The 25,709-nt window shown below is 73.4% G+C and carries 15 protein-coding genes; 7 read left to right on the plus strand and 8 right to left on the minus strand.

Annotated features, from left to right (window positions below):
* Positions 1–12 precede the first annotated feature (12 nt).
* Together ACGFZS_RS41585 and ACGFZS_RS41590 are read right to left on the minus strand one after the other, a co-directional pair.
* Positions 13–195 (minus strand): hypothetical protein, encoded by a 183-nt coding sequence (locus ACGFZS_RS41585; protein ID WP_393799513.1) that lies wholly within the window; start codon positions 193–195, stop codon positions 13–15.
* A gap of 112 nt (positions 196–307) precedes the next feature.
* The gene (locus ACGFZS_RS41590; RefSeq protein ID WP_393799514.1) at positions 308–1,192 is read right to left on the minus strand and encodes a fumarylacetoacetate hydrolase family protein; all 885 of its coding nucleotides are present in this window, start codon (positions 1,190–1,192) and stop codon (positions 308–310) included.
* Between the two features lie 114 nt (positions 1,193–1,306).
* On the opposite strand from ACGFZS_RS41590, the gene ACGFZS_RS41595 reads away from it, so the two are divergent.
* Positions 1,307–1,774 carry an acyl-CoA thioesterase gene (locus ACGFZS_RS41595; protein ID WP_393799515.1) on the plus strand — a complete coding sequence of 156 codons (468 nt, stop codon included), beginning with the start codon at positions 1,307–1,309 and terminating at the stop codon, positions 1,772–1,774.
* A gap of 74 nt (positions 1,775–1,848) precedes the next feature.
* Here ACGFZS_RS41595 and ACGFZS_RS41600 read toward each other — a convergent pair whose 3' ends face one another.
* Positions 1,849–3,000 (minus strand): glutathione-independent formaldehyde dehydrogenase, encoded by a 1,152-nt coding sequence (locus tag ACGFZS_RS41600; RefSeq protein ID WP_393660918.1) that lies wholly within the window; start codon positions 2,998–3,000, stop codon positions 1,849–1,851.
* 404 nt (positions 3,001–3,404) lie between these two features.
* Here ACGFZS_RS41600 and ACGFZS_RS41605 point away from each other — a divergent pair, with 404 nt between their 5' ends.
* Positions 3,405–11,549, plus strand: coding sequence for an SDR family NAD(P)-dependent oxidoreductase (locus ACGFZS_RS41605; protein WP_393799516.1), 8,145 nt, complete (start codon positions 3,405–3,407; stop codon positions 11,547–11,549).
* 104 nt (positions 11,550–11,653) lie between these two features.
* On the plus strand, positions 11,654–13,156 hold the full coding sequence (locus ACGFZS_RS41610) for a tryptophan 7-halogenase (protein WP_393799517.1): 1,503 nt from the start codon (positions 11,654–11,656) through the stop codon (positions 13,154–13,156).
* 17 nt (positions 13,157–13,173) lie between these two features.
* On the opposite strand, the gene ACGFZS_RS41615 is transcribed toward ACGFZS_RS41610, so the two are convergent.
* Positions 13,174–14,409, minus strand: coding sequence for an alpha/beta hydrolase family protein (locus tag ACGFZS_RS41615; RefSeq protein WP_393799518.1), 1,236 nt, complete (start codon positions 14,407–14,409; stop codon positions 13,174–13,176).
* Positions 14,410–14,682: 273 nt separating this feature from the next.
* Between ACGFZS_RS41615 and ACGFZS_RS41620 the strand changes: the two genes are divergently transcribed.
* Positions 14,683–15,846: an MFS transporter gene (locus ACGFZS_RS41620; protein WP_393799561.1), complete on the plus strand. Its 1,164-nt coding sequence runs from the start codon at positions 14,683–14,685 to the stop codon at positions 15,844–15,846.
* A gap of 116 nt (positions 15,847–15,962) precedes the next feature.
* On the opposite strand, the gene ACGFZS_RS41625 is transcribed toward ACGFZS_RS41620, so the two are convergent.
* Positions 15,963–16,604: a dienelactone hydrolase family protein gene (locus tag ACGFZS_RS41625; RefSeq protein WP_393799562.1), complete on the minus strand. Its 642-nt coding sequence runs from the start codon at positions 16,602–16,604 to the stop codon at positions 15,963–15,965.
* A 221-nt stretch (positions 16,605–16,825) separates the two neighbouring features.
* Between ACGFZS_RS41625 and ACGFZS_RS41630 the strand changes: the two genes are divergently transcribed.
* The gene (locus tag ACGFZS_RS41630; RefSeq protein WP_393799519.1) at positions 16,826–18,355 is read left to right on the plus strand and encodes an APC family permease; all 1,530 of its coding nucleotides are present in this window, start codon (positions 16,826–16,828) and stop codon (positions 18,353–18,355) included.
* Positions 18,356–18,421: 66 nt separating this feature from the next.
* Here ACGFZS_RS41630 and ACGFZS_RS41635 read toward each other — a convergent pair whose 3' ends face one another.
* Positions 18,422–19,174: a YoaK family protein gene (locus tag ACGFZS_RS41635; RefSeq protein WP_393799520.1), complete on the minus strand. Its 753-nt coding sequence runs from the start codon at positions 19,172–19,174 to the stop codon at positions 18,422–18,424.
* Between the two features lie 224 nt (positions 19,175–19,398).
* Between ACGFZS_RS41635 and ACGFZS_RS41640 the strand changes: the two genes are divergently transcribed.
* Positions 19,399–20,355 carry an alpha/beta fold hydrolase gene (locus ACGFZS_RS41640; protein ID WP_393799521.1) on the plus strand — a complete coding sequence of 319 codons (957 nt, stop codon included), beginning with the start codon at positions 19,399–19,401 and terminating at the stop codon, positions 20,353–20,355.
* Between the two features lie 50 nt (positions 20,356–20,405).
* Positions 20,406–21,320, plus strand: coding sequence for a squalene/phytoene synthase family protein (locus ACGFZS_RS41645; RefSeq protein ID WP_393799522.1), 915 nt, complete (start codon positions 20,406–20,408; stop codon positions 21,318–21,320).
* A gap of 108 nt (positions 21,321–21,428) precedes the next feature.
* On the opposite strand, the gene ACGFZS_RS41650 is transcribed toward ACGFZS_RS41645, so the two are convergent.
* Together ACGFZS_RS41650 and ACGFZS_RS41655 are read right to left on the minus strand one after the other, a co-directional pair.
* Complete coding sequence (locus tag ACGFZS_RS41650) at positions 21,429–23,324, minus strand: glycoside hydrolase family 97 catalytic domain-containing protein (RefSeq protein WP_393799523.1); 1,896 nt, start codon at positions 23,322–23,324, stop codon at positions 21,429–21,431.
* Positions 23,325–23,349: 25 nt separating this feature from the next.
* Complete coding sequence (locus ACGFZS_RS41655; RefSeq protein ID WP_393799524.1) at positions 23,350–25,668, minus strand: Tat pathway signal sequence domain protein; 2,319 nt, start codon at positions 25,666–25,668, stop codon at positions 23,350–23,352.
* Between the last annotated feature and the right edge of the window lie 41 nt (positions 25,669–25,709).

Consider the following 25,709-nt stretch of genomic DNA (forward strand, 5'->3'; position numbering starts at 1 on the left):
GGCGGGGCGGACCTACTCCGGCCGGAGGAAGAAACGCGCCTTGTGCTCGACTCCGTAGGTGCAGGGGCCGTTCCAGTGGTGCTCCACGTACTCGCCGGTACTCACGTCCCTCAGGTAGTAAATACCGTGCCACTTGTGATCAGCGACCATCAGCGCCGCTTTATGGCCGTCCGACCATTTTCCGCTGCGCTTCACGCGGTTGCCCTTCTTGCGCAAATACTTCCGGGGTTCGTTCGACGGCGCGCTGAGCTTCGATCGGGGCCAGCTTGATCGTTTCGTAAGCCTTATAGCCCGACCGGGTGAGCCTTCAGGTGAGGCGGGTCAGCCGGACGCGGTTGCGCAGTTCGCCGAGGCCGCTGACCCGGGTGACGACCAGATCGCCGTCGCCGAGGAAGATCTGCGGGTCGCGGGCGCTGCCGATACCGCTCGGGGTGCCGGTGAGGATCACGTCCCCGGCGCGCAGGGTCATGCCGTGGCTGAGTTCGGCGATGATCCGGGGAACGGAGAAGGCCATCCGGCCGCTGGTCGCGTTCTGCAGCAGTCGGCCGTTGACCTCGCACTGCACGCGCAGACCGGTGAGGTCGTCGATCTCGTCGGCGGTCGTCAGCCACGGCCCCAGCGGCATGGTCGCGTCGATGCTCTTGCCCTTGAGCCACTGGCCGCCGTGCGCCCGCTGGAGGTCGCGCTGGGAGACGTCGTTGGCGACCAGCCAGCCGAAGACGTGGTCGAGGGCCTTCTCCTCGGGGATCGAGCGTCCGTCGCGTCCGACGACGAGCGCGATCTCGGCCTCGTAGTCCCACTGGGCGGAGAGGCCGGGGTCGTAGGCGATGTCGTCGGTGGGGCCGATGACGGTGCCGGGGCCCTTGGTGAAGAAGGTGGGGTGCCGGGGGCGTTCGGCCGGATCCTGGCCCTCGCGCCTGCCCCGGGACTCCTCGAAGTGGTCCCAGTAGTTCCAGCCGGTGCACAGGATGTCGCGGTTGAAGCGGTGCAGCGGGGACTCCAGGCGGACCCCGGACAGCGCCAGGGTCTCGCCGGGTACGGCGGCGCGGACCGCGTCGAGGGCCCGGGGGCCGCCGCGGACGATGTCGTCCACCGTACCGACCGCCGCGGGCAGCACGGTGACCGTCCGCCCGGACTCGTTCACGACGCCGGAGCGCCGTACGCCGTCGACGGTGAGGGATGCGAGCTTCACGTCGCCCCTTTCGCTCGGGTGCGATCGGGTCTGCCTCGCCCGACCCGGAGGGCATTGACTTTAAATGACGACCGTGAAAAATACGAGATACAAGCTCCGGGAAGGACGCCTCCGTTGACTTCTCCTCCCTCTCCCTCGGCGCACCTGGCCCGCACCGTCCACCGCGGCCGCGTGGGCTGGTCGGACACCGACGCCTCCGGGCACCACCACAACGCGGCGGTGGTCCGCTTCGTGGAGGCGGCCGAGGCGGAACTGGTGCGCGAGCGCGGTCTCGACGGCTATTTCGGCACCGCGCCGCGCGTGCGCTACGAGGTCGACTTCAGCGCTCCGCTCTGGTTCCAGCAGGAGGTGACCACGGTCCTCGCCGTGGAGCGCATCGGCACCTCCTCGATGACGTTCCGGTTCGAGGTGTGGGGCGAGGAGACCGACGGCCGGCCGCGTCGGCTCTCGGCGTCCGGCCGCTACACCGTCGTCCATGTGCCGCGACGCGAGGAGCGGGGCAGCGCGCCCTGGCCCGCCGAGTGGATCGGCGCGCTCACCGCGGACGCCGGGCCGGGCATGGACGGCGCCCGGGAGGCGTAGCGCTCGGCGGGCCGACCGGGAAGGCAGGCCCGCCGAGACGGTGGACGGTCCGGTGTTCGGTTCGGTGAGGGGTTCTACGCGGCCAGGGCGTGGCCGGGGTGCAGAACGACCTTGGTGTAGCCCTCGATCCGCTGGTCGAACTTCTCGTACGCCCTCGGGGCGTCCTCCAGCGGCAGTTCGTGGGAGACCACGAAGCTGGGCTTGGCCCGCTCCGCGATGATCAGGTCACGGAGCTGGCGGTTGTACTGCTTGACATTGCACTGACCGGTCCCCATCCGCTGCCCCTTCTCGAACATCCTGCCGATGGAGACCAGCAGCTGGCCGTGCTTGGCGTGCTCGTCGGGACCACCGGGGTCGGACGGGACGTACAGACCGGGCACGCCCAGCATGCCGGTCGGCCGTACCGTCTCGACCAGGGTGTTCAGGACGACGGCGGGTTCCTCGTGGCTCGCGTCGTGCGCCTGGGCCTGGTAGCCGACGGCGTCGACGCCCTTGTCCGTGCCCTCGCCGCCGGTGTGTTCCTTGATCTGGGTCGCCGGGTCGCCCTGGGTGAAGTCGATCGGGATCGCCCCGATCTGCTCGGCCTTCGCTAGCCGCTCGGGCACCCGGTCGACCGAGAACACCTTGGACGCACCGCGCAGCAGCGCGGAGTAGGCGGCCATCAGCCCGACCGGGCCGGCCCCGAAGACCGCGACGCTCTCGCCGGGCGACACCTGGGCCAGCTCACAGCCGTGGTAGCCGGTCGGGAAGATGTCGGCCAGCAGGACGAAGTCGGTCTCGAACTGCTCGCCCGGCGGCAGTTTCAGGCAGTTGAAGTCGGCGAACGGTACCCGCAGCAGCTCCGCCTGCCCGCCCTTGTAGGGGCCCATGGCCACATAGCCGTAGGCTCCGCCGGCGAAGCCCGGATTGACCGTGAGGCAGAAGCCGGTCTTGCCGGCCAGGCAGTTCTTGCAGAATCCGCAGGCGACGTTGAACGGCATGACGACCCGGTCGCCCTGGGACAGCGAGGTCACGCCGGAGCCGACCTCCTCGACGATGCCGAGGTTCTCGTGTCCGAAGACGATCCCCGACTCGGCGGCCGTGCGGCCCTCGTACATGTGCAGGTCGGATCCGCAGATGGCGGTCGACGTGACCCGTACCAGCACATCGTTCGGGTGCTGGATGCGCGGATCGTCGACGTCTCGCACGGCGACGCTGAAGGGCTTCTCGTAGACGACGGCTTTCACCTGGCTCACCTCCGCGTCGAACGCCGGGCGACGACGACGGACCGCGCAGACCGAGGCGGTGGCCAGGAGAAACACGTCGAGGCAGAGCCCCCGGTCCGTGCCGCGACCCTAGGCGCTCTTGTTTCACCATCGGATACTTCCAGAAAACGCCGGTCGGGCGGACGCTGCAACCCCCTCGGGCGGATTGCCGGGCGGGGTCCGGGCCGTCCGGGATGCCGCCGGTGACGCACCGTGGCCGCCGGCGGGGGCGTCGTCCGGGCGATCCGCTCGGTGGCCGGTTCGCCACGCACCGCGAGTCGCTCCCCCTGAAATGCCCACATCGGGACGTACGCTCGCCAACAGGCCCTTATCTCAGGGGTGTTGGACCAAGGGGGAATCCGGTGGGAGTGGCGGAGACGCCGACCGTGCGGCCTGTCGCGGAACTGCTCGTCGAGAACTCCGCGCGGCGGGGCGGGAAGATCGCGTTCGCCGATGACCTGCGGGCGCTGAGCTGGGCCGAACTGGAGCGCAGGACCGGCCGGTTGGCGGCCGGGATGGGAGCGGGCCGGTCGACTCGGGTGGCCTTCTGCCTGGACAACGGCGTGGAGCTGGCCGAGGGGCTGCTCGCCACGGTACGGGCCGGCGCGGTGGGGGTGCCGTTGAGCTCCCGCGCCACCGATGCCGAGCTCGCCGGGCTGCTGGCCGACTGCGATCCGGCCGTGCTCGTCACCGACCGGCGCCATCTCGCACGGGTCGCCCGGCTGACCGCCGACCGGCCGGTGCGGTTGCTGGTCACCGGCGCGGGCCCGCTGCCGCCCGGGGCCGCCTCCTGGGAGGCGCTGGCCGTGGCACCGTCGTCCGCCCCACCCGACGACCTGGGCCTGGACGAGCCGGCCTGGCTCCTCTACACCTCCGGGACCTCCGGCTCCAGCCGGGCGGCGATCTCCAGCCAGCGGTCCGCGCTCTGGTCCCCGGCCGCCTGCTACCTGCCCCGGCTCGGGCTGTCGGACGCCGACCGCGTGCTGTGGCCACTGCCGCTGTCCCACACCTACGCCCACTCGCTCTGCGTCCTGGGCACCACCATGGCCGGAGCGAGCGCCCGCATCACCGCGACCGCCGATCCGGCCGCCCTGGCACGGCTGACCGCCGCGTACGCGCCCACCGTCCTCGCCGGGGTCCCGCTCACCTACCGGCAGTTGCTCGACACCGGGCTGCGCCGCGTACCCTCCCTGCGGCTGTGCGTCACCGCCGGCGCGCCCAGCGACCCCGAGCTGCGAGAGGAGGTCGAAACCCGCCTCGGCGCCCCGCTACTGGACGGCTACGGCTCCACCGAAACCTGCGGCAAGATCGCCATGGAGGGCCTCGACGGTCCGCGCGGGCACGGCGACAGCGGGCTGCCGTTGCCGGGCATGGAGGTACGGCTCGTCGAGGTCGGCACCGCAGGCGAGGACACCGCGAGCGAGGACTCCACGGACGGGGATGCCGCGGGCGGTGGTTCCGCGAACGTGGACGCCACGGGCGGGGACGGTGCGGGCGGTGGCTTCACCGGCCAGGAGGCTGCGGACGGTGACTCCACCGGCCGGGACGCTGCGGACGGTGACTCCACGGATGTGCACGCTGCGGACGTGGACTCCAGTGGCTGGGCCGCTACGGACAGTGGCTCCTCGAACGTGGACTCCAACGGCCGGAACCCCACGGACGTGGACTTCGCAGGCGGCGACGCCGCAGGACGGGTCGGTGAGATCTGGGTACGTGGTCCCGGGGTCATGCTGGGGTATCACCGTCGGCCCGGGGAGACCGCCGATGCCCTGCGTGACGGCTGGTACCGCACGGGTGACCTGGGCCGGTTCGACGAGGACGGCCGGCTGACGGTCACCGGCCGCGTGAACGACCGTATCGTGCGCGGCGGTGAGAACGTCGACCCGGCCGAGGTCGAAAGGGTGTTGCTGGGCCTGTCCGGGGTGCGGGACGCGGCGGTGGTGGGGCGGGCCCATCCGCTGCTCGGTGAGGTGCCGGTGGCCTTCGTGGTGCCGGAGCAGCCGGACCTCGATCCGGTGCCGCTGCTGCGCGCCTGCGCCGCCGTGCTCTCCGCGCCCAAGGTGCCCGAGGAGGTGCTGTTCACCCCGGCCGTGCCGCGCACCGCCGCGGGCAAACCGCGCCGGGCCCTGCTGCGCCGGTCCCTCGCCGACCGCCCGGTCGAACCGGTCCTGACCGCACTGGCCGGCCGGACCCCGGGCGAGCGACGGGCCGCCCTCACCGACCTGGTGTGCACGGAGACGGCGGCGATCCGCGGGACGGCCGCCGACCCCGGCACCGCGTTCGCCGATCTCGGTCTGACCTCGATGGACGCCATGACCCTGTGGCACCGGCTGGGAACCCGCACCGGACTGCGACTCCCGGCGACGCTGGTGTGGGACCACCCGACCCCGGCCTCGGTCGCCGCCCACCTGGACCACCGACTGCACGGCACGGCCGACTCCGCACCGGCCACCACCGCAATCGCCGTAACCGCCGCAACCGCCGTCCGGCGTGCCCCGGAGAGCGACGACCCGGTGGCGATCGTGGCTGTCGGCTGCCGTTTCCCCGGCGGGGTGAGCTCGCCCGAGGATCTCTGGCGCCTGGTGGCCAACGGAGTCGACGCGACCGCCGAGTTCCCCGCCGACCGGGGCTGGGACCTGGCGTCCCTGCACCACCCCGACCCCGACAGGCTCGGGACGACGTACACCCGCCGCGGTGGCTTCCTCGACGACGTGGCGGACTTCGACCCGCTGTTCTTCGGCATGTCGCCCCGCGAGGCGCTGGCCACGGATCCCCAGCAGCGGCTGCTCCTGGAGGTCGCCTGGGAGACCTTCGAACGGGCGGGCATTCCGGCGCCGGAGCTGCGGGGCACCGCCACCGGCGTGTTCGTGGGCCTGATGCACGCCGGCGGGTACGCCCGCGGACTCTCGCCGCACGAGCTGGAGTCCCACCTCGGTGTCGGCTCGTCCGCCAGTCTGGCGTCCGGCCGGATCGCCTACGTCCTGGGGCTGCGCGGTCCGGCCATGACCCTGGACACCGCGTGCTCGTCGTCGCTGGTCGCGCTGGACCTGGCCGCCCGGTCGCTGCGCGCCGGGGAGTGTTCGCTCGCGCTGGCCGGCGGGGTGACGGTGCTGTCGAACCCGCATCCGTTCGTGGTGTTCAGCCGACTGCGCGGGCTGTCGCCGGACGGCCGCTGCCGGTCGTTCGCCGCGGGCGCGGACGGCACCGCCTGGGCCGAGGGCGTCGGTCTGGTGCTGCTGGAGCGGCTGTCCCACGCCCGCCGCCACGGCCATCCGGTGCTGGCCGTGCTGCGCGGCTCCGCCGTCAACTCGGACGGCGCGTCGAACGGTCTGACCGCCCCGAACGGCGAGGCGCAGCGGGACCTGATCCGGCTGGCGCTGGCCGACGCGGGGCTCGGGCCCTCCGACGTGGACGCGGTCGAGGGGCACGGCACGGGAACCGCGCTCGGCGACCCGATCGAGGCGGGCGCGCTGCTCGCGACGTACGGGCGGCACCGCGATCCGTCCGACCCGCTGTGGCTGGGCTCGGTGAAGTCCAACCTCGGACACACCCAGGCCGCGGCGGGGGCCGCGGGCCTCATCAAGCTGATCGAGGCGATGCGCCACGAGGAGCTGCCCGCCTCCCGCTACGCGGAACGGCCGTCGCCGCACGTCGACTGGGCGGACGGCGCGGTACGGCTGCTCGACCGGGCCCGCCCGTGGCCGCGCCGGGACCGCCCGCGCCGCGCGGCGGTCTCGTCGTTCGGTATCGGCGGCACCAACGCCCACGTGATCATCGAGGAGCCGACGGACCAGGCACCGGAGCGCCCCTCGGCGCCGGCGGCGCCGCTGCCGGTCACCCCTTGGCTTGTGGGCGGCAGTGGCGAGGCCGGGCTGCGCGCACAGGCCGCGAGGCTGGCGGCGGCGCTGACCGGCACCGCGGACGGGACGGGCACCCTGGACGCCGCGTACTCGCTCGCGACGACCCGGGCACCGCTGTCGCACCGGGCGGCCGTCGTGGCCGCGGATGCCGAGGGGCTGCTCGCGGGGTTGCGGGACCTGGCGGCCGGTGTGGACGGTCCGGCGCTGCTGCGGGGCGTCGCGCATCCGCGTCCGAAGGTGGCGTTCCTCTTCCCGGGCCAGGGAGCCCAGCGCCCCGGGATGGGCCGGGAACTGCGGGCGGCCTTCCCGGTGTTCGACGCGGCCTTCACCGGTCTGTGCGAGGAGTTCACCCCGTGGCTCGACCGCCCGCTCCTTGAGGTCCTCGACGACCCCGAACTGCTGCACCGCACCGACTACGCGCAACCCGCGCTCTTCGCCCACGCGGTGGCCCTGCACACGCTGCTCGCCGACCTCGGGGTCCGTCCGCAGTACCTGCTCGGCCACTCGATCGGCGAACTGGCCGCCGCCCATGTGGCCGGGGTGTTCTCCCGCGCCGACGCCGTACGGCTGGTCGCCGCGCGCGGCCGGTTGATGGCGGCCCTGCCCGCCGGGGGCGCGATGCTCGCGGTCCGCGCCCCGCTGGCCGACGTGACGCGGCTGCTCGACGGGGTTCCCGGCCGGACGGTCGCGGTCGCCGCGGTCAACGGACCGGAGTCGGTCGTACTCTCCGGGCCCGAGGAGGCGGTGACGGAGCTGGCGACCGCCGTCGGACGGCCGTACCGGCGGCTGCCGGTGAGCCATGCCTTCCACTCGCCGCTGCTGGATCCGATGCTGGCCGACTTCCGCGCGGTCGCCGAGTCGGTGGCCTACCGCCGGCCGTCCGTTCCGGTCGTGTCCACGCTGACCGGCGGGATCGCGTCGGACGCGCTCGCCACCGCCGGTCACTGGGTGCGGCAGGCGCGCGAGACGGTCCGGTTCGCGGGTGCGGTGGGCGCGCTGGCCGAGGAGGGCGTCACGGCCTTCGTCGAGGCCGGTCCCGCGCCCTCGTCGGGGGTGACCGCCGAGGAGTGCGTGGGACAGGACGCGAATGCGGTGTTCCCGTCGTGCGGGGACGCGGGTACGACGGTGGAGGCGCTGGCCGCCCTCCATGTGCACGGGATCTCGGTCGACTGGCGGTCGGTGTACGCGCACACGGGTGCCCGCCGACGTCCGCTGCCGACCTACCCCTTCCAGCGGCAGCGGTACTGGCTCGACGCCGGCCGGCCGACGGAACGCTCCGGCCACCCCCTGCTGGGCGAGCCGGTGCCCGACGCGGACGGGCCCGGGATCCGGCACACCGCCGTCCTCTCCCTCGACCGCCATCCCTGGCTGGCCGACCACCTGATCGGCGACCGGGCGGTGGTGCCCGCGACCGTCTTCGCCGAACTCGCCGTGCGAGCCGGGCAGGCCGGGCGGGCCGGTCAGGCCGACGGCTCCCCCGGCCCGGTACGGCTGGCCGAACTGGCCCTCCACGAACCGCTCGTGCTGCATCCGGGGGCCGGGGCGCGCGTGCAGGTGGTGACCGGGAAGCCGGACGAGACGGGCGGTCGGCCGGTCACCATGTGGGCCCGGCGGGCCGACGCGCCGGGCCGATGGACCCGGCACGCCACGGCGACGACCGCGCCGCCCGAGACACCGGCGGCGACGACCACACCGACCGACGCACCGTCGGCAACGACCGCGCCGCCCGAGCCACCGTCAGCAACGACCACACCGGCCGACGCACCGGTCGGCGACCCGCCCGGGACCTGGCCGCCGCCGGACGCGCGGCCGGTCGCCGTCGACTACCCGCGCCTCGCCGCCCACGGCCACCGCTACGGGCCCGCCTTCCGCGCGGTGACCGCGCTGTGGCGGCGGGGCGAGGAGGTCTTCGCCGAACTGGCGCTGCCGCCGGGGGAAGCGGCGACCGCGGGGTCGTACACCCTGCACCCCGCCCTGTTCGACGCGGCGCTGCACGCCGCGCTGCTGGCCGAGGAGCCCGGTGCGCCCAGGGCGCCGCTCACCTGTTCCGGTGTGACGGTGTACGCGAGCGGTGCCTCCGCCGCGCGGGCGGTCGTACGACGGCTCGGTCCGGACGAGTTCCGGGTCGCCCTCTCCGACGGTGCCGGGCGGCCCCTGGCCGTGGTGGAGTCGGTGGTCACCCGGGCGATCTCGACACGGCCGTCCGCGGAGACGTACCGCCTGGCCTGGCGACCCGTGAGGCCGGACGCCGCCGTGAGCACCGAGCACGAACTGCTCGACGTGGCGCGGCTGGCCGCCGGGCTGCCGTCGGACGCCACCGTGCCCGAGCGGGTGCGCGGGCTGCTCTCCGCGGTGCTGGAGCGGGTACGCGACTGGACCGCCGACGCGCGGCCGGGCCGGCTGCTGGTGCTCACCGGCAACGCGAGCGGCGACGATCCCGATCTCGCGGAGGCCGCCGTCGCCGGACTGGTCCGCAGCGCGTCCTCCGAGCATCCCGGGCGGATCGTGCTGGTCGACCGGCGGGACGCGCCGGTCGACCCGGCGGTCCTGGCGGCGGCGCTGCGGTCCGGCGAGCCGGAACTGGCCCTGCGCGACGGGGCCGTCCTGGCACCCCGGCTGACGCTCGCCGATCCACCGGCCGACGGGACGGCCGAACCGGCCCTGGACGGGACCGTGCTCGTCACCGGAGGCGGCGGCGCGCTCGGGGCGAGTCTGGCCCGCTATCTGGCCGTCGAACGCGGGGTGCGGCGGCTGGTGCTGGCCGGCCGCAGCGGCAAGGTCCCGGAGTGGGCGGGCGAACTGCCCGCCGACGTACGGGTGGTGGCGTGCGATGTGAGCGACCGGACCGCCGTGGACGCCCTGGTGGCGTCCTGCGGGCCGGGGCTCAGCGGGGTCTTCCACCTGGCCGGGGTGGTGGACGACGGGGTGGTGGACGCCATGACGCCCGATCGGCTCGCGGCCGTGCTGGCGCCGAAGGCGGACGGCGCCTGGCATCTGCACGAGGCGACGAAGGGCCTCGTTCTGTCCGCGTTCGTGCTCTACTCCTCGGCGGCGGGGGTGCTCGGCAGGCCCGGACAGTCGAACTACGCGGCCGCCAACGGGTTCCTGGACGCCCTCGCCCGGCACCGGGTGGCGCACGGGCTGCCCGCGCAGGCGCTGGCGTGGGGGCCGTGGGCGACGGCGGACGCGGCGGGGATGGCGGGCCGGGTCGCGCCCGGGAGCCTGCGCGAGGGCGGTGTGCTGCCCGTCGGCGAACGGGAGGGCATCGGCCTTCTGGACACCGCGCTGCGCACACCGGACCCGGTGCTGGTCCCGGTGCCGCTGGATCTGCGGGCCGCGACCGGCGCGGACGCGCCGCCCGTCCTCGCCGACCTGCTGCCCCCGAGCCCGGCCGCGGGCGAAGCGGCGCCGCCGGTCGCTGCCGCCGAGCAGCGACCCGGCGCCTGGCGCGACCGGCTCGCTGCCGTTCCACCGCCCGAACGCCGCTCTCTCCTGGGCGAGTTGATCCGCGCCGAGATCGCGGCGGTCCTGGGCTACCCGGACCCGGCCGCGCTGCCCGGCGAGCGGTCCTTCACGGAACTCGGTTTCGACTCCCTGTCCGCCGTGCAGATCCGCAACCGGCTCGGCGCGTTCACGCGGGTACGACTGTCCCCGACCGTCGTCCTGGAGTACCCCACGCTGCCCGAACTGACGGCACACGTCCACGCGGCGCTGCTGGACGCGGGCGCGGGGACAGGGGCGGAGACGAAGACCGGGACGGATGCCCCACATGCGGAAGGCGCCCGCGAGATCCCGGCCGAGCCGACGCCAGAGCCGGGGCCATCGGCCGACGCGGCACCCCGGCTCTCTTCCGCCCCCTACCGGTTCAGTCCCCTCTACCACCGGGTGCTGCGGGAGCGGGGACCGGCGGAGGCGATGGCGTTGCGGTTCCTGGCGTCGTACGCGCTCCCGGTCTTCTCCGACGGCGAGCGCGCCCGCCACACCGTCCCGCCCCTCCAACTCGCCCACGGCGACGGCACTGCGCTGGTGTACCTCCCGGACTACCTGACCCCGCACCTGCGGCTGCCCACCGCGCTGGCCCGGCGGTTCGACGGCGAGCGCGATCTCCATCTGCTGGAGCATCCCGGGTTCGGCACCCGCCGGGCCGTTCCCGACAGCGTGGCCACGCTGGTGCGGGCGCATGCCGACACCGTGCGGTCGCTGCCCGTGGAGCGGCCGCCCGTGCTCGTCGGTTACTGCGCGGGCGGGGCCATCGCCCATGCCGTGGCCCGGCAACTGGCGCGGGAGGGGCAGCCGCCGGCCGGGGTGATCCTGATCGAATCCCACGCGGGGGTGCTGCGCCGGGGCGACGCGCGCGGACAGGCCCTGATGGCCGCGGGCGCCGCGCTCGCCGCCGAAGTGGTCGACGGCCTCGACGACTCCCTCCTCATCGCCGGAGGCGGGTATGCGCGCGTGATGGAGAGCTGGCGGCCCCAACCGTCCCCGGTTCCCACCCTGTTGCTGCGCGGCCGGCCCACCGCCGACATGCTGCGGATCGATCCCGACGGGGACTGGCGGCCGCACTGGCCACTGCCGCACGACGGCGCCGACCTCCCCGGCGACCACTACTCGCTGCTCCAGCAGGACGCCGAGGGCACGGCCGCGGCGATCCGCGCCCGGCTGAACGACTGAACGGCTCAACGGCTCAACGGCTCAACGGCTCAACGGCTGACCGACTCGCCCACTCACCGACTGACCGACCGACCGCGCAGGCCCACCAGAAGGAGAGAACCCGGATGACCTCGGACTGGGACTCGGACCCGGACTCGGACTACGACCTGATCGTCGTCGGCGGCGGGCCGGCCGGCTCGACCGCCGCGACGGCCGTGGCCCTGCGCGGGCACCGGGTGCTGCTGCTGGAGCGGGAGACCTTCCCCCGTTACCAGATCGGCGAGTCGCTGCTGCCCGCCACGGTGCACGGCGTGTGCCGTCTGCTGGGGGTCGCCGACGAGGTCGCCCGGGCCGGATTCACCCTGAAGCGCGGCGGCACCCTGCGCTGGGGCCGTGACCCGGAGCCCTGGCAGTTCTCCTTCGCCATGACGCCCCGGCTGCCGGAGCCGACCGCGACCGCCTTCCAGGTGGAGCGGTCCCGGTTCGACGAGATCCTGCTGCGCAACGCGGAACGCGTCGGCGTCGAGGTCCGGGAGGGCAGCCCGGTGCGCCGGGTGCTCGCCAAGGGCGAGCGGGTGCGCGGTGTCGAGTACACCGACCGGGACGGGAATCCGCGCACGGCGCACGCCCGGTTCGTCCTCGACGCGTCCGGCAACACCAGCCGGATCCACGGCCGGGTGGGCGGGGCGCGCGTCTACTCCGACTTCTTCCGCAATCTCGCCGTGTTCGGCTACTACGCGGGCGGCCGCCGCCTCCCCGCGCCGAACAGCGGCAACATCTTCTGCGCCGCGTTCGACGCCGGCTGGCTCTGGTACATCCCGCTGCGCGACGACCTGACCAGCGTCGGTGCGGTGATCGCGCCGGAGCACTACCCGGCCGTCCAGAACGATCCGCGGACCGCCTGGCAGGACATGATCAAGGCCTGCCCGGAGGTCGACCGGCTGCTGACGGACGTACCGGTCGCGACCGAGCCGCCGTACGACCGGGTCCGGGTGCGCAAGGACTACTCGTACTGGAAGACGACCCTGTGGACCCCGGGCCTGGCGCTGGTCGGCGACGCCGCGTGCTTCGTGGACCCGGTGCTCTCCTCGGGGGTCCATCTGGCCACGTACGGCGCCCTGTTGGCGGCCCGGGCGGTGAACTCGGCCCTGGACGGCAGTGTCGCGGAGGAGCGCGGCTTCGCCGAGTTCGAGGCGCGCTACCGCCGGGAGTACGGCGTGTTCTACGACTTCCTCATCGCCTTCTACGACATGGAGCGCAACGAGGACTCGTACTTCTGGTCGGCGAAGAAGATCACCCGGGTGGAGGTGGACGAGGCCGCCGCCTTCGCCGAGCTCGCCGGGGGCGCGGCCTCGGGTGACACCGGGTTGCCGGCCACGGGCGGGCTCGGCGCCCGGTGGAGCACCGCGACGGCCGAACTGGAGGACGCGGTGGGCCGGTTGGCGGCCGCCGACGACCGTGCGAACCCGCTCCTGACCACCCGGGTGGTCACCGACACCTTCCGCACCGGCAACGACCTCCAGGAACAGGCCCTGTACGGCGCTCCGCCGGACGCCCCGGACGCGCCGTCCGGGGAGTCCGGGCGGCTGGCGGTCGCCGCGGACGGCCTGTCCTGGCTCCCGGCCTGACCTCTCGCCGCGGCTCCTCAGCCGGAGAAGGACCGGGCCCGCGAACGGTCCCCCGGCAGACCCGGACCGGTGTCCTCGCGGCCGCGCAGCCGGTGGTCGAAGAACGCGGCGAGGCAGGCCCGTTCGGTGGTGATCGCGTCCGCGGGGGCGATGGTGCCGATGTTCTCGACGACCGTCTTCCTCGGCAGCCGGAGCCGGTGGGCGATCTGCGGGAGCATCGCCTCCACGTCGGTGTAGGTCGCGTGTTCCGCGCCGCGCAGGCTCAGCCCTTCGCGCGGGCCGCTGCTGTGCCGCCACAGGGCGTTCCAGGAGGGCACCGTGGAGAGGTCGTTGCCGTCCTTGCCGACCAGCAGGAAGGGCCGGTCGAGGCCCTCGGCGGCGACGGTGGAGAGGTTGCCCCGGTCGCCGTCCTCCTGGACGTAGGCGAGCACGCCGTCGAAGTTGGCCCCGGCCGCGATGCGCGGGTCGTCGTGCATGGCCTGGAGGGCGGTGAAGCCGCCGGCCGAGTGGCCGAACATGCCGAGCCGGTCCCAGTCCGGCAGGCCGCGCAGCTCCCGGGGCAGGGCAGCGGGCAGGGCGTCGAGGAGGAAGCGGGTGTCGGCCACCCGGACGGCCACGGTCTTCCTCAGGAGCGCGGTGACGCGGTCCTGGTCCGGGGAGGCCTTGTCGAACTCGGCGGGCAGGACGGTGCGTTCGACGTGACCGCCGGGGAACTGGACGGCCGTGGCGTCGTAGGTGTGGTCGAGGGCCACCACGACATAGCCGCGGGAGGCGAGGTCGTCGCAGAGGGTGGTGCCGAGGGAGCGCGGGTCACCGGCCCCCGGCGAGTAGCAGACGACCGGGTAGGGGCCGTGGTCCCGGTCGGCGGGGGCGCCCTGGTGGGCGTGGGTGCGGGTCGCCGACCAGTCGACCCGGTCGGCGGGCACATGGGCAAGGTTGTTGACGGCGGCGAAGCCGGCGGCCTCCCCGGGGAGCATCTGCGGTGCCCTCGGACGGCCGCCGACGGCTCGTGCCGGGTAGCGGACGCTGATCATCAGTTCCCGGTACGGCCGCGCCGGGACCCAGGGATCGGCCCGTGCGGTGTCGACCAGGCGCAGGGAGACCGTGCCCACGGGGTGCGGTCCGCCGGGCGCGGGCAGGGTCAGCCGGACCCGTCCGGATGTGCGCGGGGTGGCCGACGCGGTGCGGGCGGAGACGGCGGACAGGGCGACGGCGGCGACGGCCGACAGCACGGCGGAGCGGCGGGTGAGCAAGGCGGTTCTCCTTGTCTGCGCGTGGTCGCGACACCGCTCAGCCTTGTGGATCGGGCCGGCCGTCACCATCCGGCATTCCGGTGGTCACACCGGGGGGTTGGCCCTACGGCGCGTCATCCGGTGTCGGTTGTCGTTGATTCGTCCAAGGCCCGCGGATCTTTGTCCATGGACGGAGCGGCGGACGGCGGTGAGGGTCGGTCCATGGGTGGATTCGGGGTCGAGGACCGGCGGGTGCGGGCGGACGGGCGGGCGGAGCGGGCGGCGGCTCCGCGCGTGCCGGGTGGTCTGGTGGCGCTGGCGCTGGGCGGGTTCGGCATCGGGCTGACGGAGTTCCTGATCGCCGGGCTGCTGCCGCAGGTGGCGTCGAGCTTCTCGGTGTCCGGGGCGACGGCGGGCCGGCTGATCTCGGGGTACGCGCTGAGTGTCGCCGTCGGCGCGATCGCGCTCACCGCGGCGACGGCGCGGCTGCCGCGCAAGCGGGTGCTGGCCGGTCTGGTGGTGCTGTTCGTCGTCGGCAACCTGTTGTCCGCGATCGCGCCCACTTACGCGGTGATGCTGCTCGGGCGGATCGTCGCCGCCCTGTGCCACGGCTCGTTCTTCGGGATCGGCTCGCTCGTCGCCCGCGACCTGGTCGCGCCCGAGCGCAAGTCCCGTGCGGTGGCGGTCGTGTTCGCCGGGCTGACGCTCGCGAACGTGCTGGGCGTACCGTTCGGTGCCTTCGTGGGCGAGCGCTGGGGATGGCGGGCGGCGTTCTGGGCCGTCACCGCGATCGGGGTGCTGGCGCTGGCCGGCATCCTCGCCCTCGTCCCCGGCCGGGCGGGGACCGGGACCGGGAACGGGGCGCCCACCGGCCTGCGGGACCAGTTCCGCGCGTTCCGGTCCGCGCAGGTCTGGCTGACCCTCGCGGCCACCGCGCTCGGCTACGGCGGGATGTTCGGCGCGTTCAGCTACCTCGCCTACACCTTCACCGAGGTCGGCGGGTTCGCCTCGGCGGACGTGGCCTGGCTGCTGATGGTGTACGGCACGGGTCTGGTCGTCGGGAACCTCGTCGGCGGGCGGGCCGCCGACCACGACCGGGACCGCACCCTGGTCCTCGCGCTGCTCGGACTGACCGTCACCCTGGCCGTGTTCGGTCTGCTCGCCGCCGACGCCGTGGCGTCGGTGATCCTGGTGTTCCTGATGGGGGTGACGGGTTTCGCCGCCGTCCCCGGCATGATCACCCGGGTGACCGACGCCGCCCACGGGGCGGCGCTGGCCGCGAGCGCCAACGTGTCCGCGTCCAACGTCGGCAACGCCCTCGGCGCCTGGCTCGGCGGCCTGGCCATCAGCGCGGGACTCGGCTACACGGCCCCGCTGTACACCGGCGCCGTGATCGCACTGGCGTCCGTGCTGGTCATGCTCGTAGCCGCACGGACCGTCACGCGTCCAGGCGGTTGATGCCCCCGCCGTACAGGATCCCGCTCTCGGCCACCCCCAGACGGGTCGGCGCGGGCGAGGCGCTCGGTGGCCGTCGTGCGGGCCGGGAGGTCGGGGGCGACGAGCGGGGCACGGCGTCACCTCGGCAGATGGCGGGTGAACCAGTCGGCGGCGAGGTGGGCCACGCGCTCCAGGGCACCGGGCTCCTCGAACAGATGGGTCGCGCCGGGGACCACTTCGAGCCGGGTCTCGCCCGGGAGCTGCCGCAGCGCCGCCCGGTTGAGCCGCAGCACCTCCTGGTCCGCGCCGCCGACGATGAGCAGCGTCGGCGGGCGGACCGACGGCAGCGCGCCCTCGGCCAGGTCCGGCCGTCCGCCCCGGCTGACGACCGCGCGGACCGTGTCCGGGCACGCCGCCGCGGTGACGAGGGCGGCCGCGGCGCCCGTGCTCGCGCCGAACAGCCCGTGCCCGAGGCCCGCGGCGGGTCCGTAGCCCTCCAGCCAGTCGGCGAGGCCGGTCAGCCGCCCGGCGAGCAGGCCGATGTCGAAGCGGAGCCTCCCGGTGACCGCGTCGGCGGCCTCCTCCTCCCCGGTGAGCAGGTCGGCGAGCACGGTGCCGATCCCGGCCGCGCGCAGCTCGGCGGCGACGAAGCGGTTGCGGGGGCTGTGCCGGCTGCTGCCGCTTCCGTGCGCGAAGAGCACCACGCCCCTCGCCGCCTCGGGCACGGCCACGTCGGCTTCGAGCAGCACACCCGTGGCGGGTATCCGCACACTCTCCATGACCGCGTTCACGGCATCCTCCTCACCGTGGAACCCGTCAAGCACCGGTCAGGACCAGTCTCCCTCCTGCGGACCACGCCCCCCCATGTTTCTCCGGGGTTTCCGGCGGCTGTGAGTGCGGGGGCGATGGTCACGACTTGGGCCGAGCGCTTGTGTGCTTGTGCTTTCGGAGTGGACCATGGCCGGATCCCGCCCGTACCCCGAGTCCGCTGGAGGTCCCGGTGACCGCTGGCCCCATCGCTCCCGATCCGGTCGACACGACTGCCGCGGCCGAGACCGAGCGGCGGAAGCTGCGCAAGCACTTCGGCCGCTTCGACATCCTGTTCTTCCTGCTGTGCACCATCGTCGGCGTGGACACCATCGGCACCGTGGCCTCGTACGGTGCCGAGGCGTTCACCTGGCTGATCGTGCTCGCCGTCGTGTTCTTCGTGCCGTCCGCGCTGCTGATCGCCGAGCTCGGGGCCGCGTTCCCCGACGAGGGCGGGCCCTACATGTGGACCAGCCGGGCCTTCGGGCGGCTGGCGGGCGCCGTCAACAACTTCCTGTACTGGATCACCAACCCGGTGTGGCTGGGCGGCACCCTCGCCGTCTCCGCGGTGACCGCGTACACGACCTTCTTCAACGACGGGAAGGATCTGAGCGCCCCCGCCTTCTACGTCTTCACCGTCGTCTTCGTCTGGGTGGGCGTGCTCGCGGCGATCCTCTCCTTCGACGTCGGCAAGTGGATCCCGACCATCGGCGCCTGGAGCCGCTTCCTGCTGCTCGGCCTGTTCACGGTCACGGTCGTGGTCTACGGCGTCCAGCACGGCCTGCACGGCTTCGGGATCGGCGACTTCTCGCCGACGTACGCCGGATTCGTCAGTCTGGTGCCCGTCCTGATGTTCAACTACGTCGGTTTCGAGCTGCCCAACACGGCCGGCGACGAGATGACCGACCCGCAGAAGGACGTGCCGTACGGCATCTTCCGCAGTGCCGTGCTCTCGGTCCTGCTGTACGCGCTGCCGATCCTCGGCATCCTGCTCGTCCTGCCGGTCAAGGCGATCACCGGCCTCGGCGGCTTCGTCGACGCGATCCGGCAGGTCTTCACGGTGTACGGCGGCCATGTCGCCGCCGACGGCACGGCCACGCTCAGCGGGTTCGGCTCGGTGCTCGGGGATCTGGCCGCGATCATGTTCATCCTCACGGTGCTGTCCTCCGGCGTCACCTGGATCATGGGCTCCGACCGCGCCCTGGCCGTCTCCGGCTACGACGGCGCCGCGCCCCGCTTCCTGGGCGTGATCTCCAGCCGGTTCGGCACCCCGGTGCGGGTGAACATCCTGAGCGGCCTGGTCTCCACCGGCGTGCTGATCCTGGCCCACGAGCTGACCAACGGCAGTGCGGCCAAGCTGTTCGGCGCGGTCCTCGGGCTCGCCATCTCCACCACCCTCATCAGCTACCTGGGCATCTTCCCGGCGCTGCCGTTCCTGCGCCGGAAGTTCCCGCACACGCCCCGCCCCTACCGGGCCCCGTTCGCGTGGGCCATCAGCACGGTGCTCACGCTGCTGATCGTCTTCGCCAGCGTGCAGCTGATCGCCCCGGGGGCCGGTGACCACTGGTTCGGCGCCGCGTACCGGCCCGACGGCTGGCACCACGACGAGCGGGTGAAGTACCTGCTGACGGAGCTGGTCCCGCTCGTCGGGTTCATGCTGCTCGGCGTGGTCTTCTGGGCCCTGGGGAGGCCGACCCGGGCGTCCATCGCCGGCCGGAAGTAGCCCGCGCCGGGGCCACCGTCGGACCGGGGCCACCGTCGGACCAGGCCCGCCGTCGGGCCGGGTCCGTCAGACCGGATCGGTCCAGCCCGCGTCGGACCGGGTCAGGGTGAACGCGTCGAGCGTGCAGACCGCGAGCAGCAGGCCGGCCAGCAGCAGGGGCAGGGACGGCCGGCCGTGCAGGACGGCGAAGGCCCCGGCCAGGGCCCCGGCGAACATCGCCAGCACCGACAGGGCCCGGCGGCCGCTCCGGCCGCCGGGCCCGCCGGCGGCCCTGCTGTCCGCGGCCATGCCGGTGATGGTCAGGGTCAGGACGGTCGTGGTCAGGTCGGGTACGGCGAGCGCGCGGGCGGTCGCGTTCTGGACGCCCAGGGCGAGGCCGAGGAGGGCGATCAGCGAGTACCGGGAGCCGGCCGTGTCCAGGGGCCCTGCGAACCGGGCGACGGCGTAGCCGGCCAGGACCAGCAGCGTCTCCAGCACGAGCGCCCGGTGCAGGACGCGGCCGCGGTGGGCCCGGGCCCGGTGGGCGATGCGGCCGCCGAGGAGGGCGCCCGCCCCGAAGGCGGCCAGCGCGGCCAGCGAGGCGACCAGGGAGAAGCCCGCGGCGCCCGCGAGCGCGAAGCCGGAGAAGACCACGTTGCCGGTCATGTTGGCGACGAAGACATGGCCCAGTGCCAGGTAGCTGAAGGCGTCCACCAGGCCGGTGACCACGGTGAGGGCGAGCATCACCGGGGGCAGCGGGCCGTGGCGGTCCGCCGGGTCGGGCAGCACGGTCGCGCGTGCCTCACGCAGGACGGGGCGGACGGCTTCCCTGATCGACATGACGGTCCCTTCGGGACGGGAACGGCGGCGCGCCTCTCACCGGCGGCTCCCCTCCAGCGTCCGGCCGCGCCCACCGCCCTGTCCAACATATGAATCCGGACGCACCGCTCGCTCACGCCGATCGATTCCGGTCGATCGACCCGGTGCGCCGATGTGTCCTGATCCACCCCCCCTGCCGGAGCCGGACCCGCTGGCCGAAGATCATTGCGCGTACGCTCGTGCACATGGTCCAGCATCGAACGATCGACGTGAACGGAATCCGGCTGCACATCGCCGAGGAGGGCTCCGGCCCGCTGGTCGTGCTGCTGCACGGCTTCCCCGAATCCTGGCACTCCTGGCAGCACCAGTTCGGCCCGCTGGCCGCGGCCGGCTACCACGTGGTCGCACCCGACCAGCGCGGGTACGGCAGCAGCGACCACCCGGAGGATGTCGACGCGTACAGCATCTTCCACCTGGTCGGCGATGTCGTCGGGCTGATCCGGGAGTTGGGCGAGGAGCAGGCGTTCGTCGTCGGGCACGACTGGGGTGCTCCGGTCGCCTGGCACACCGCGCTGTTCCGGCCCGACCTGGTGCGCGGGGTGGCCGGGCTGAGCGTGCCGCCGCCGTTCCGGGGGGCGGAGCCGCCGCTGCAGGCCATGAACAAGCTGTTCGGCGGCCACTTCTACTGGAACTACTTCAACCTCCCGGGCGTCGCGGACGCCGAGTTCGCCCGTGACACCCGCACCACGCTGCGGAAGTTCCTCACCATGGCGGCCGGCGACGGCAGCGGCGAGATCGCGCAGCCGCTCGTCGACCCCGAGCGCGGCTGGCTCGCGGACATGCCGGACCCCGAGAAACTGCCCGAGTGGCTCACCGAGGCGGACCTGGACGCCCTCACCGAGAGCTTCTCCCAGGGCTTCACCGGGGCGCTCAACTGGTACCGCAATCTCGATCGCAACTGGGAACTGACCGCTCCCTGGCAGGACGCGATCGTCACCCCGCCCGCGCTGTACGTCTACGGCGACCGCGACGTGGTCCCGGCGTTCCCCGGCACCCCCGAACTCATCGCGCAGCTGCCCCGGCTGATGCCGAACCTGGTGCGCGAGCCCCTCGAACTGGCGGGCTGCGGACACTGGACCCAGCAGGAACGGCCCGACGAAGTGAACGCGGTGCTCGTCGAGTTCCTCAAGTCCCTCACCTGAGGCCCCGCCGCGGTCGGGCTCGTGGTTCCGCGTACCTCTACGATCATCCCGTGAGTACGTGGAACCAGAGCCTGACCGCGGCCGGTGTCCGGGAGCCGGAGCTGCGCCGGGACTTCAGCACCCAGCGACGCGTGGTGCGGCAGTACCGCCGCAGCGCCTACCTGGCCTGCCGGATGCTGCTGCCACCGGCGGTGCTGCCCCATGTCCTGGGCGCCACGGCCCTGATGCACCACGGCGACGACCTCCTGGACACCGGCCCGAAGCCGCAGCGGGCGGCGGCCTGGACCGCCTGGGAACAGCGGGTGCGCACGGCCCTGGAGACGGGGACGACCGACGATCCCCTGCTCCGCACCCTGCTGCACACGGTCGCCGCGCACCCCCGGCACCGGGGGCTCGTGGAGTCGTTCATGGCCACCGCCACCGTCGACCTGGAGTTCACCGGGTTCGCCACCGAGGCCGACTACCAGGCCTACCTGGACGCCTACTCGCTTCCGGCCTTCCTCCTGGTCGCGGCGCTGATCGGCCCCGAGACCGACCCCGACGGCGCGTTCCACGCCGGGTGCCGCACCTTCATCGACGGCAGCCAGCGGCTGGACTTCGTCAACGACCTCGCCGAGGACCTGCGGGAGGGGCGGCCGGGCATCCCGGCGGAGACCCTCAAGCGCTTCTCGGTCACGGAGGAGGACCTCGCGGCGGGCCACGCTACCCCCGCCGTCCGGTCGCTCGTGGAGCACGAGGCCGAGGCCGCCCGGGCCGACCTGCGGGCGGCCCGTGACCTCCTCGGCCTGGTCCCGGCCGCCGGCCGGCCGATGGTCGGCGCCCTGATCGAGATCGAGCTGCTCACCGCCGAGGCGGTGCTCGCGCGCGGCCCCGGGGTGCTGCGCGGCTCGGCGTCCCCGTCCCTGCCGGGCACCCTCAAGGTGCTGCTGGCCGCCCGCCGCGACGCCCGCACCGCACGCCGCTGACCGCAGCCGTCACCCCGCGTCGGCCACCACGCCTTTCGGCGATGAACTCCTCCTCCGTGCCGGCCCGTTGCCGGGGACCGCGGCGGTCCCCGGCGACGGCGCCCGCGTTCAGCGGTAGCAGGTGGTGATGCCCGGGTGCCAGCGGCAGGCGATCCCGGCGAAGCCGCCGTTGGCGACGACGTCGACGGTGAACTCGTCGCCGCCGTCGAGGACTTGGCGGTCCTGGACGAGGCCGTCGGTGCCGTCCCGGACGGTCTCCACCAGCCACCGTCCGTGGCCGAGGGTCAGCGGCACCGTGGCCGTGCGGGCGGCGCCCGCGTACACCCCGCCCAGGAACCAGCGGTCCCCGCTGCGGCGGGCCAGGACGGCTTCCTGGCCCGGGCTGCCCGCCAGCAGCCGGGTGTCGTCCCAGGCGGCGGGCTCCTGGTCGAGGAAGCCCCGGGCGAGCGGCCGGGCGTCGTACGACTCGGGGGTGCCCGCGAACATCTGCAGCCCCGACTCGTAGGCGACGGTGAGCCCGACCTCGGCCGCGTCGGAGTTGGGGCGCAGGCCGACGCGCTGGAAGCCGCCGGGGGTGAAGTCCATGGAGCCGATGACGTTGCGGGTGAAGGGCAGGGTGGTGAGGTGGGCGGCGGTGTTGGTGCGCTTCTCCTCGCCGCCGACGGCCTCCATGCTCATCACCTGCGGCCAGGTGCGCTGGATGCCCTTGGGCAGGGTGGCGCCGTGGAAGTCGACCATGAGGTGGTGTGCGGCGGTCTCCGCGAGGATGGTGTCGTACCACTGGAACATGGACTGCGCCTCGGAGTTCATGAAGTCGATCTTCACGCCCTTGACGCCCCAGCGTTCCAGCGTGGGCAGCCACTGGGCGCGTTCCTCGGGGGTGTCGAGGTCGCGCTGGTGGATCCAGACGATGATCCCGACGCCCTTGGCGCGCGCGTAGTCGACGAGTTCGGGCATCCAGCTGTTCGTCTGCCAGTCGGGGTCGGTGACGTCCCACTCGTCCTTCTTGAAGTACCAGCCGGAGTCCACCGCCTCGTAGGGCCAGTGGTGTTGGGCCGCGTAGTCGACGTACGCCTTCTGGGCGGTGAGGCTCTGGCCCGCCGTGCGGCCGCCGGCCAGCCAGGTCCACAGCACCGTGCCCGGGCGGATCCAGGAGGTGTCGGCGACTTCGGAGGCGGGGGCGAGGTCGTCGGTGAAGGTGGACCGGGTGACGGTGGCGAGAGTGCCGGTGATCATGGCCCGCCAGGGGGTGGTGAGGGGGCCGTCGGTGTGGACGCGGTCGTCGGCGAGCTGGACGCGGTAGGTGCCGGTGCCCTGGGTGTGGGCGAGCCGCGCGCCGGAGTAGGTGCCGGAGAGGTCGGATTCGGCGAGCAGGGTGTAGCCGCCCGCTGTCGAGAAGAGGGCCTGGTCCGAGTACGCGGCGGTGGGGGCGGTGGCCGCCGTGTACTGGTTGAACTGGCCCTCGTTGTCGACCCGGTAGGTGCTCAGCCATGCTCCCGCGTCCGCCGGGAGGTTGAAGGCGGAGGTCTCGCCGAGGACGTCGCCGTGTCCCGTGGGCAGTACGTACCGGTAGGCGATGCCGTCGGCCGAGGCGCGGACGACGAGGTCGAGGCGGGAGCCGGCGGCGGTGGCGAAGGACAGCCGGGTCTCGTCCATGTGCACCCTGCGGTCCAGGCGTTTGCCGGACTTCGCCCGGTACCGCTCGTCGACCGTACGGTTTTTGCGGTGCAGGAAGCGCAACCCCTGGGACAGATCGGCCTGTTCGGTGACGATGCCGAGGGGCGACGGCTCGATGACCGTAGCGCCGTCACGGGTGACGGAGAGGCTCAGTGTGCCGGTCGTGTCGTCCAGGGAGATCCGGGCGCGCGGTGCGTGTGCGGCTTCGGACACGGTCCAGTCGTGCGACTGTGGCTGGCCGGCCCGTGCGGGCGCGGTGGTGAGAAGGGCGGCCGCCAGCCCGGCGCAGAGCGCCGCGACGACGGTTCTTCCGAGTGGAACAGCCATGAGAACCCTGCCTTCCGGTCGGTGGTTACGGCAGTCCCCACGCCGCGCCCGGTTCGCTGACGGCGACGGGTGCGATGGCGAGGTCGGGGCGGGAGCCGGAGTGCACGAGGACCTCGCGGCCCCGGGGCAGGTCGATGGCGAGGGTGCCGTCGCCGAGGTCGTGGGTGCGGGCCGGGGTGCCGTCGTCGAGCAGGACGGTGAGCCGGCCGGTCAGGCCGTGCCGGAGCTTCAGCGGCTCACCGGCCAGGCTGCGGATCCGGATGAACCGGGTACTGCCCGCCTTCCGTACCGCGCTGACCAGGAAGGCGCCCTGGGTACGGAAGTTGTGCAGGGTGAGGTCCGCCCAGGCGGCCGGGACGGCCGGGAAGACGCGGACGATCCCGCCCCAGCTCTGGCAGAACATGTCGTGCAGGGACTGCGAGGCGGACAGCGGGGTCTCGATGACCGGACCGGCCTCGGTGTAGTGGGTGTTGGCCCTGCAGGGGTAGCGGGTGCTGGGGTCGAAGAACTTCCGCAGGTAGCCGATGGCGGTGTCGCCGTCGCCGGTCATCGCGTACATCGAGGCGGCCCCGGTGTAGCTGTAGCCGCGGTGGGCGCCGGTCAGCGCGTGCCAGTGGACGACGGACCGGGTGATCAGGTCGCGGTTCTCCGGCTGGTCCCAGTTGACGAGGTACAGCGGGTACACCATCAGCAGGTGCGAGTAGTGGCGGTGGGACTGCGCGTACGGGGTGTCGGCGCCGATCATGAAGCCGTTGCCGTCGACCGGGTACGGGGTGAGCCGGGCCAGCACCTCCTGCCAGCGTGGCTTCAACTCGTCGTCGATGCCGAGCAGTTCGGCGGAGTCGAGCAGGGTCTGGCAGCCCCAGCGGATCAGGGCGAGGTCGTAGTTGGTGTCCTGCGGCGGGACGATCGGGTACTCGGGCGAGAGCGTGCTCGGCAGGTGCAGTTTGCCGTCGCTGCCCGGGGTGAGGAAGTGCCGGTAGTAGTTGATCGTGCGGCGCAGCAGCGGGTAGATCGTGTCGCGGAGCAGCGACTTGTCCATGGAGTGGCGGTACGACAGCCAGACGTTGTGCAGGGCCCAGGTGAGGTCGCCGGTCTCGGCGCCTGTCCCGGGTTGTCCCACCTCACGGTTGGCGAACATGTCGGAGCTGCGGCCGATGCCGGAGCTGTCCGTCCGGTAGGCGGCGGGGACGTTGGCGGTGAGCTGCTCCTGGCTCTGGCGCAGGGTGGTGGCGAGGGAGTCCAGTTCCGGGTGGTTGAAGGCGTGGATGAGCCAGTACTCGAGCTGGACGTTCAGGTTCCACCAGACGGCGGGCCAGGGGGTGGGTTCCAGCCAGGGGCCGGGGGTGGCCATGACCGGGCCGTCGGCGCGGCTGGCCGAGGCGACCTTGTAGAGCTGGATCCAGTGGAAGCTCTGCAGGCGCTGGTCGGGGAAGGAGACGAAGCTCTTGCGGTAGAAGGCGTGCCACCAGCGGGTGTGGCGCCGTCTGAGTGTGCTGTATGACATGGCACTTCGCAGGTTCCGCCGGGAGTCGGCCTCGGCGGCCGTGTCCGAGGGGAAGCTGTGGCCGACGCTCAGGAGCAGTTCGTCGCCGGTGCGGCGGTAGGAGGTGGCCGTCTGTCCGCCGCCGGTGAGGGGCTGGAGCACCTGCTCGGTGCCGTCGGCCGTGGTCCGGGTGGTCCAGGGCGGGTTGGCGGTGTATCCGGCGGGCGGTGACTCCTGGATCTTCCGGGGGCTGATGGCCTCCTCGGGGTGGAAGGTCCAGCTGACCTGTTCGCCGCCGGCGGCCGTGGCGCGGACGGTGAGCACCTCGTCGTGGATGAGGGCGGCGAGGGTGAGGGTGCCGGCGGTGGTGGTGACGGTGCCGGTGAGTTCGGCGTTCCACAGGCTGAGGCGCCAGTCGACGGCGGTGATGGTGCCGACCGGTTGGAGGGTGAGGTGGCCGACCGGGAGGCGGGCGGTGCCCCAGCCGCTGCCGAACTGCGGCCGGTGGTCCTGGACCCGGCCGTGCTGCACGGTGAAGCGGATCTGGTTCGCGCCCGGTTCCTGGTAGATCATGCTGCCGAGCAGCCCGTCGCCGAGGAACGGACCCTCGTACCAGAGGGTGGGGAGTCTGCTCCACAGCAGGTCCTGGCCGCGCAGGAAGCGGTCCCAGGCGCCGTCGGTGGTCATGGTGTCGCGGAGTGTCCAGGGGCGGCGCCCGGCGGCGGCCACGGCGTCGGCAGGTTCCGCCGGAGTCGCACGGGCGGTCGTGGGCAGGGCCGTGACCGCGGCGCCGCCGAGGGCGGTGCCGAGCACGGCTCGGCGGGGCATCGGTGAACGGTTTTCCGGCTGCGAGGTCATCGTCGTCCTCCAGACCTGACGGATCATCGATACATCGGGTG

Source organism: Streptomyces sp. NPDC048288, assembly GCF_043201555.1.
In the GTDB taxonomy this organism is placed as follows: Bacteria; Actinomycetota; Actinomycetes; order Streptomycetales; family Streptomycetaceae; genus Streptomyces.

Bases quoted from the DNA above. Each gene is read 5' to 3' on its own strand.
- ACGFZS_RS41610 (WP_393799517.1), top strand. From the start codon at position 11,654: ATGACCTCGGACTGGGACTCGGACCCGGACTCGGACTACGACCTGATC.
- ACGFZS_RS41625 (WP_393799562.1), bottom strand. From the start codon at position 16,604: ATGGAGAGTGTGCGGATACCCGCCACGGGTGTGCTGCTCGAAGCCGAC.
- ACGFZS_RS41635 (WP_393799520.1), bottom strand. From the start codon at position 19,174: ATGTCGATCAGGGAAGCCGTCCGCCCCGTCCTGCGTGAGGCACGCGCG.
- ACGFZS_RS41640 (WP_393799521.1), top strand. From the start codon at position 19,399: ATGGTCCAGCATCGAACGATCGACGTGAACGGAATCCGGCTGCACATC.
- ACGFZS_RS41650 (WP_393799523.1), bottom strand. From the start codon at position 23,324: ATGGCTGTTCCACTCGGAAGAACCGTCGTCGCGGCGCTCTGCGCCGGG.
- ACGFZS_RS41655 (WP_393799524.1), bottom strand. From the start codon at position 25,668: ATGACCTCGCAGCCGGAAAACCGTTCACCGATGCCCCGCCGAGCCGTG.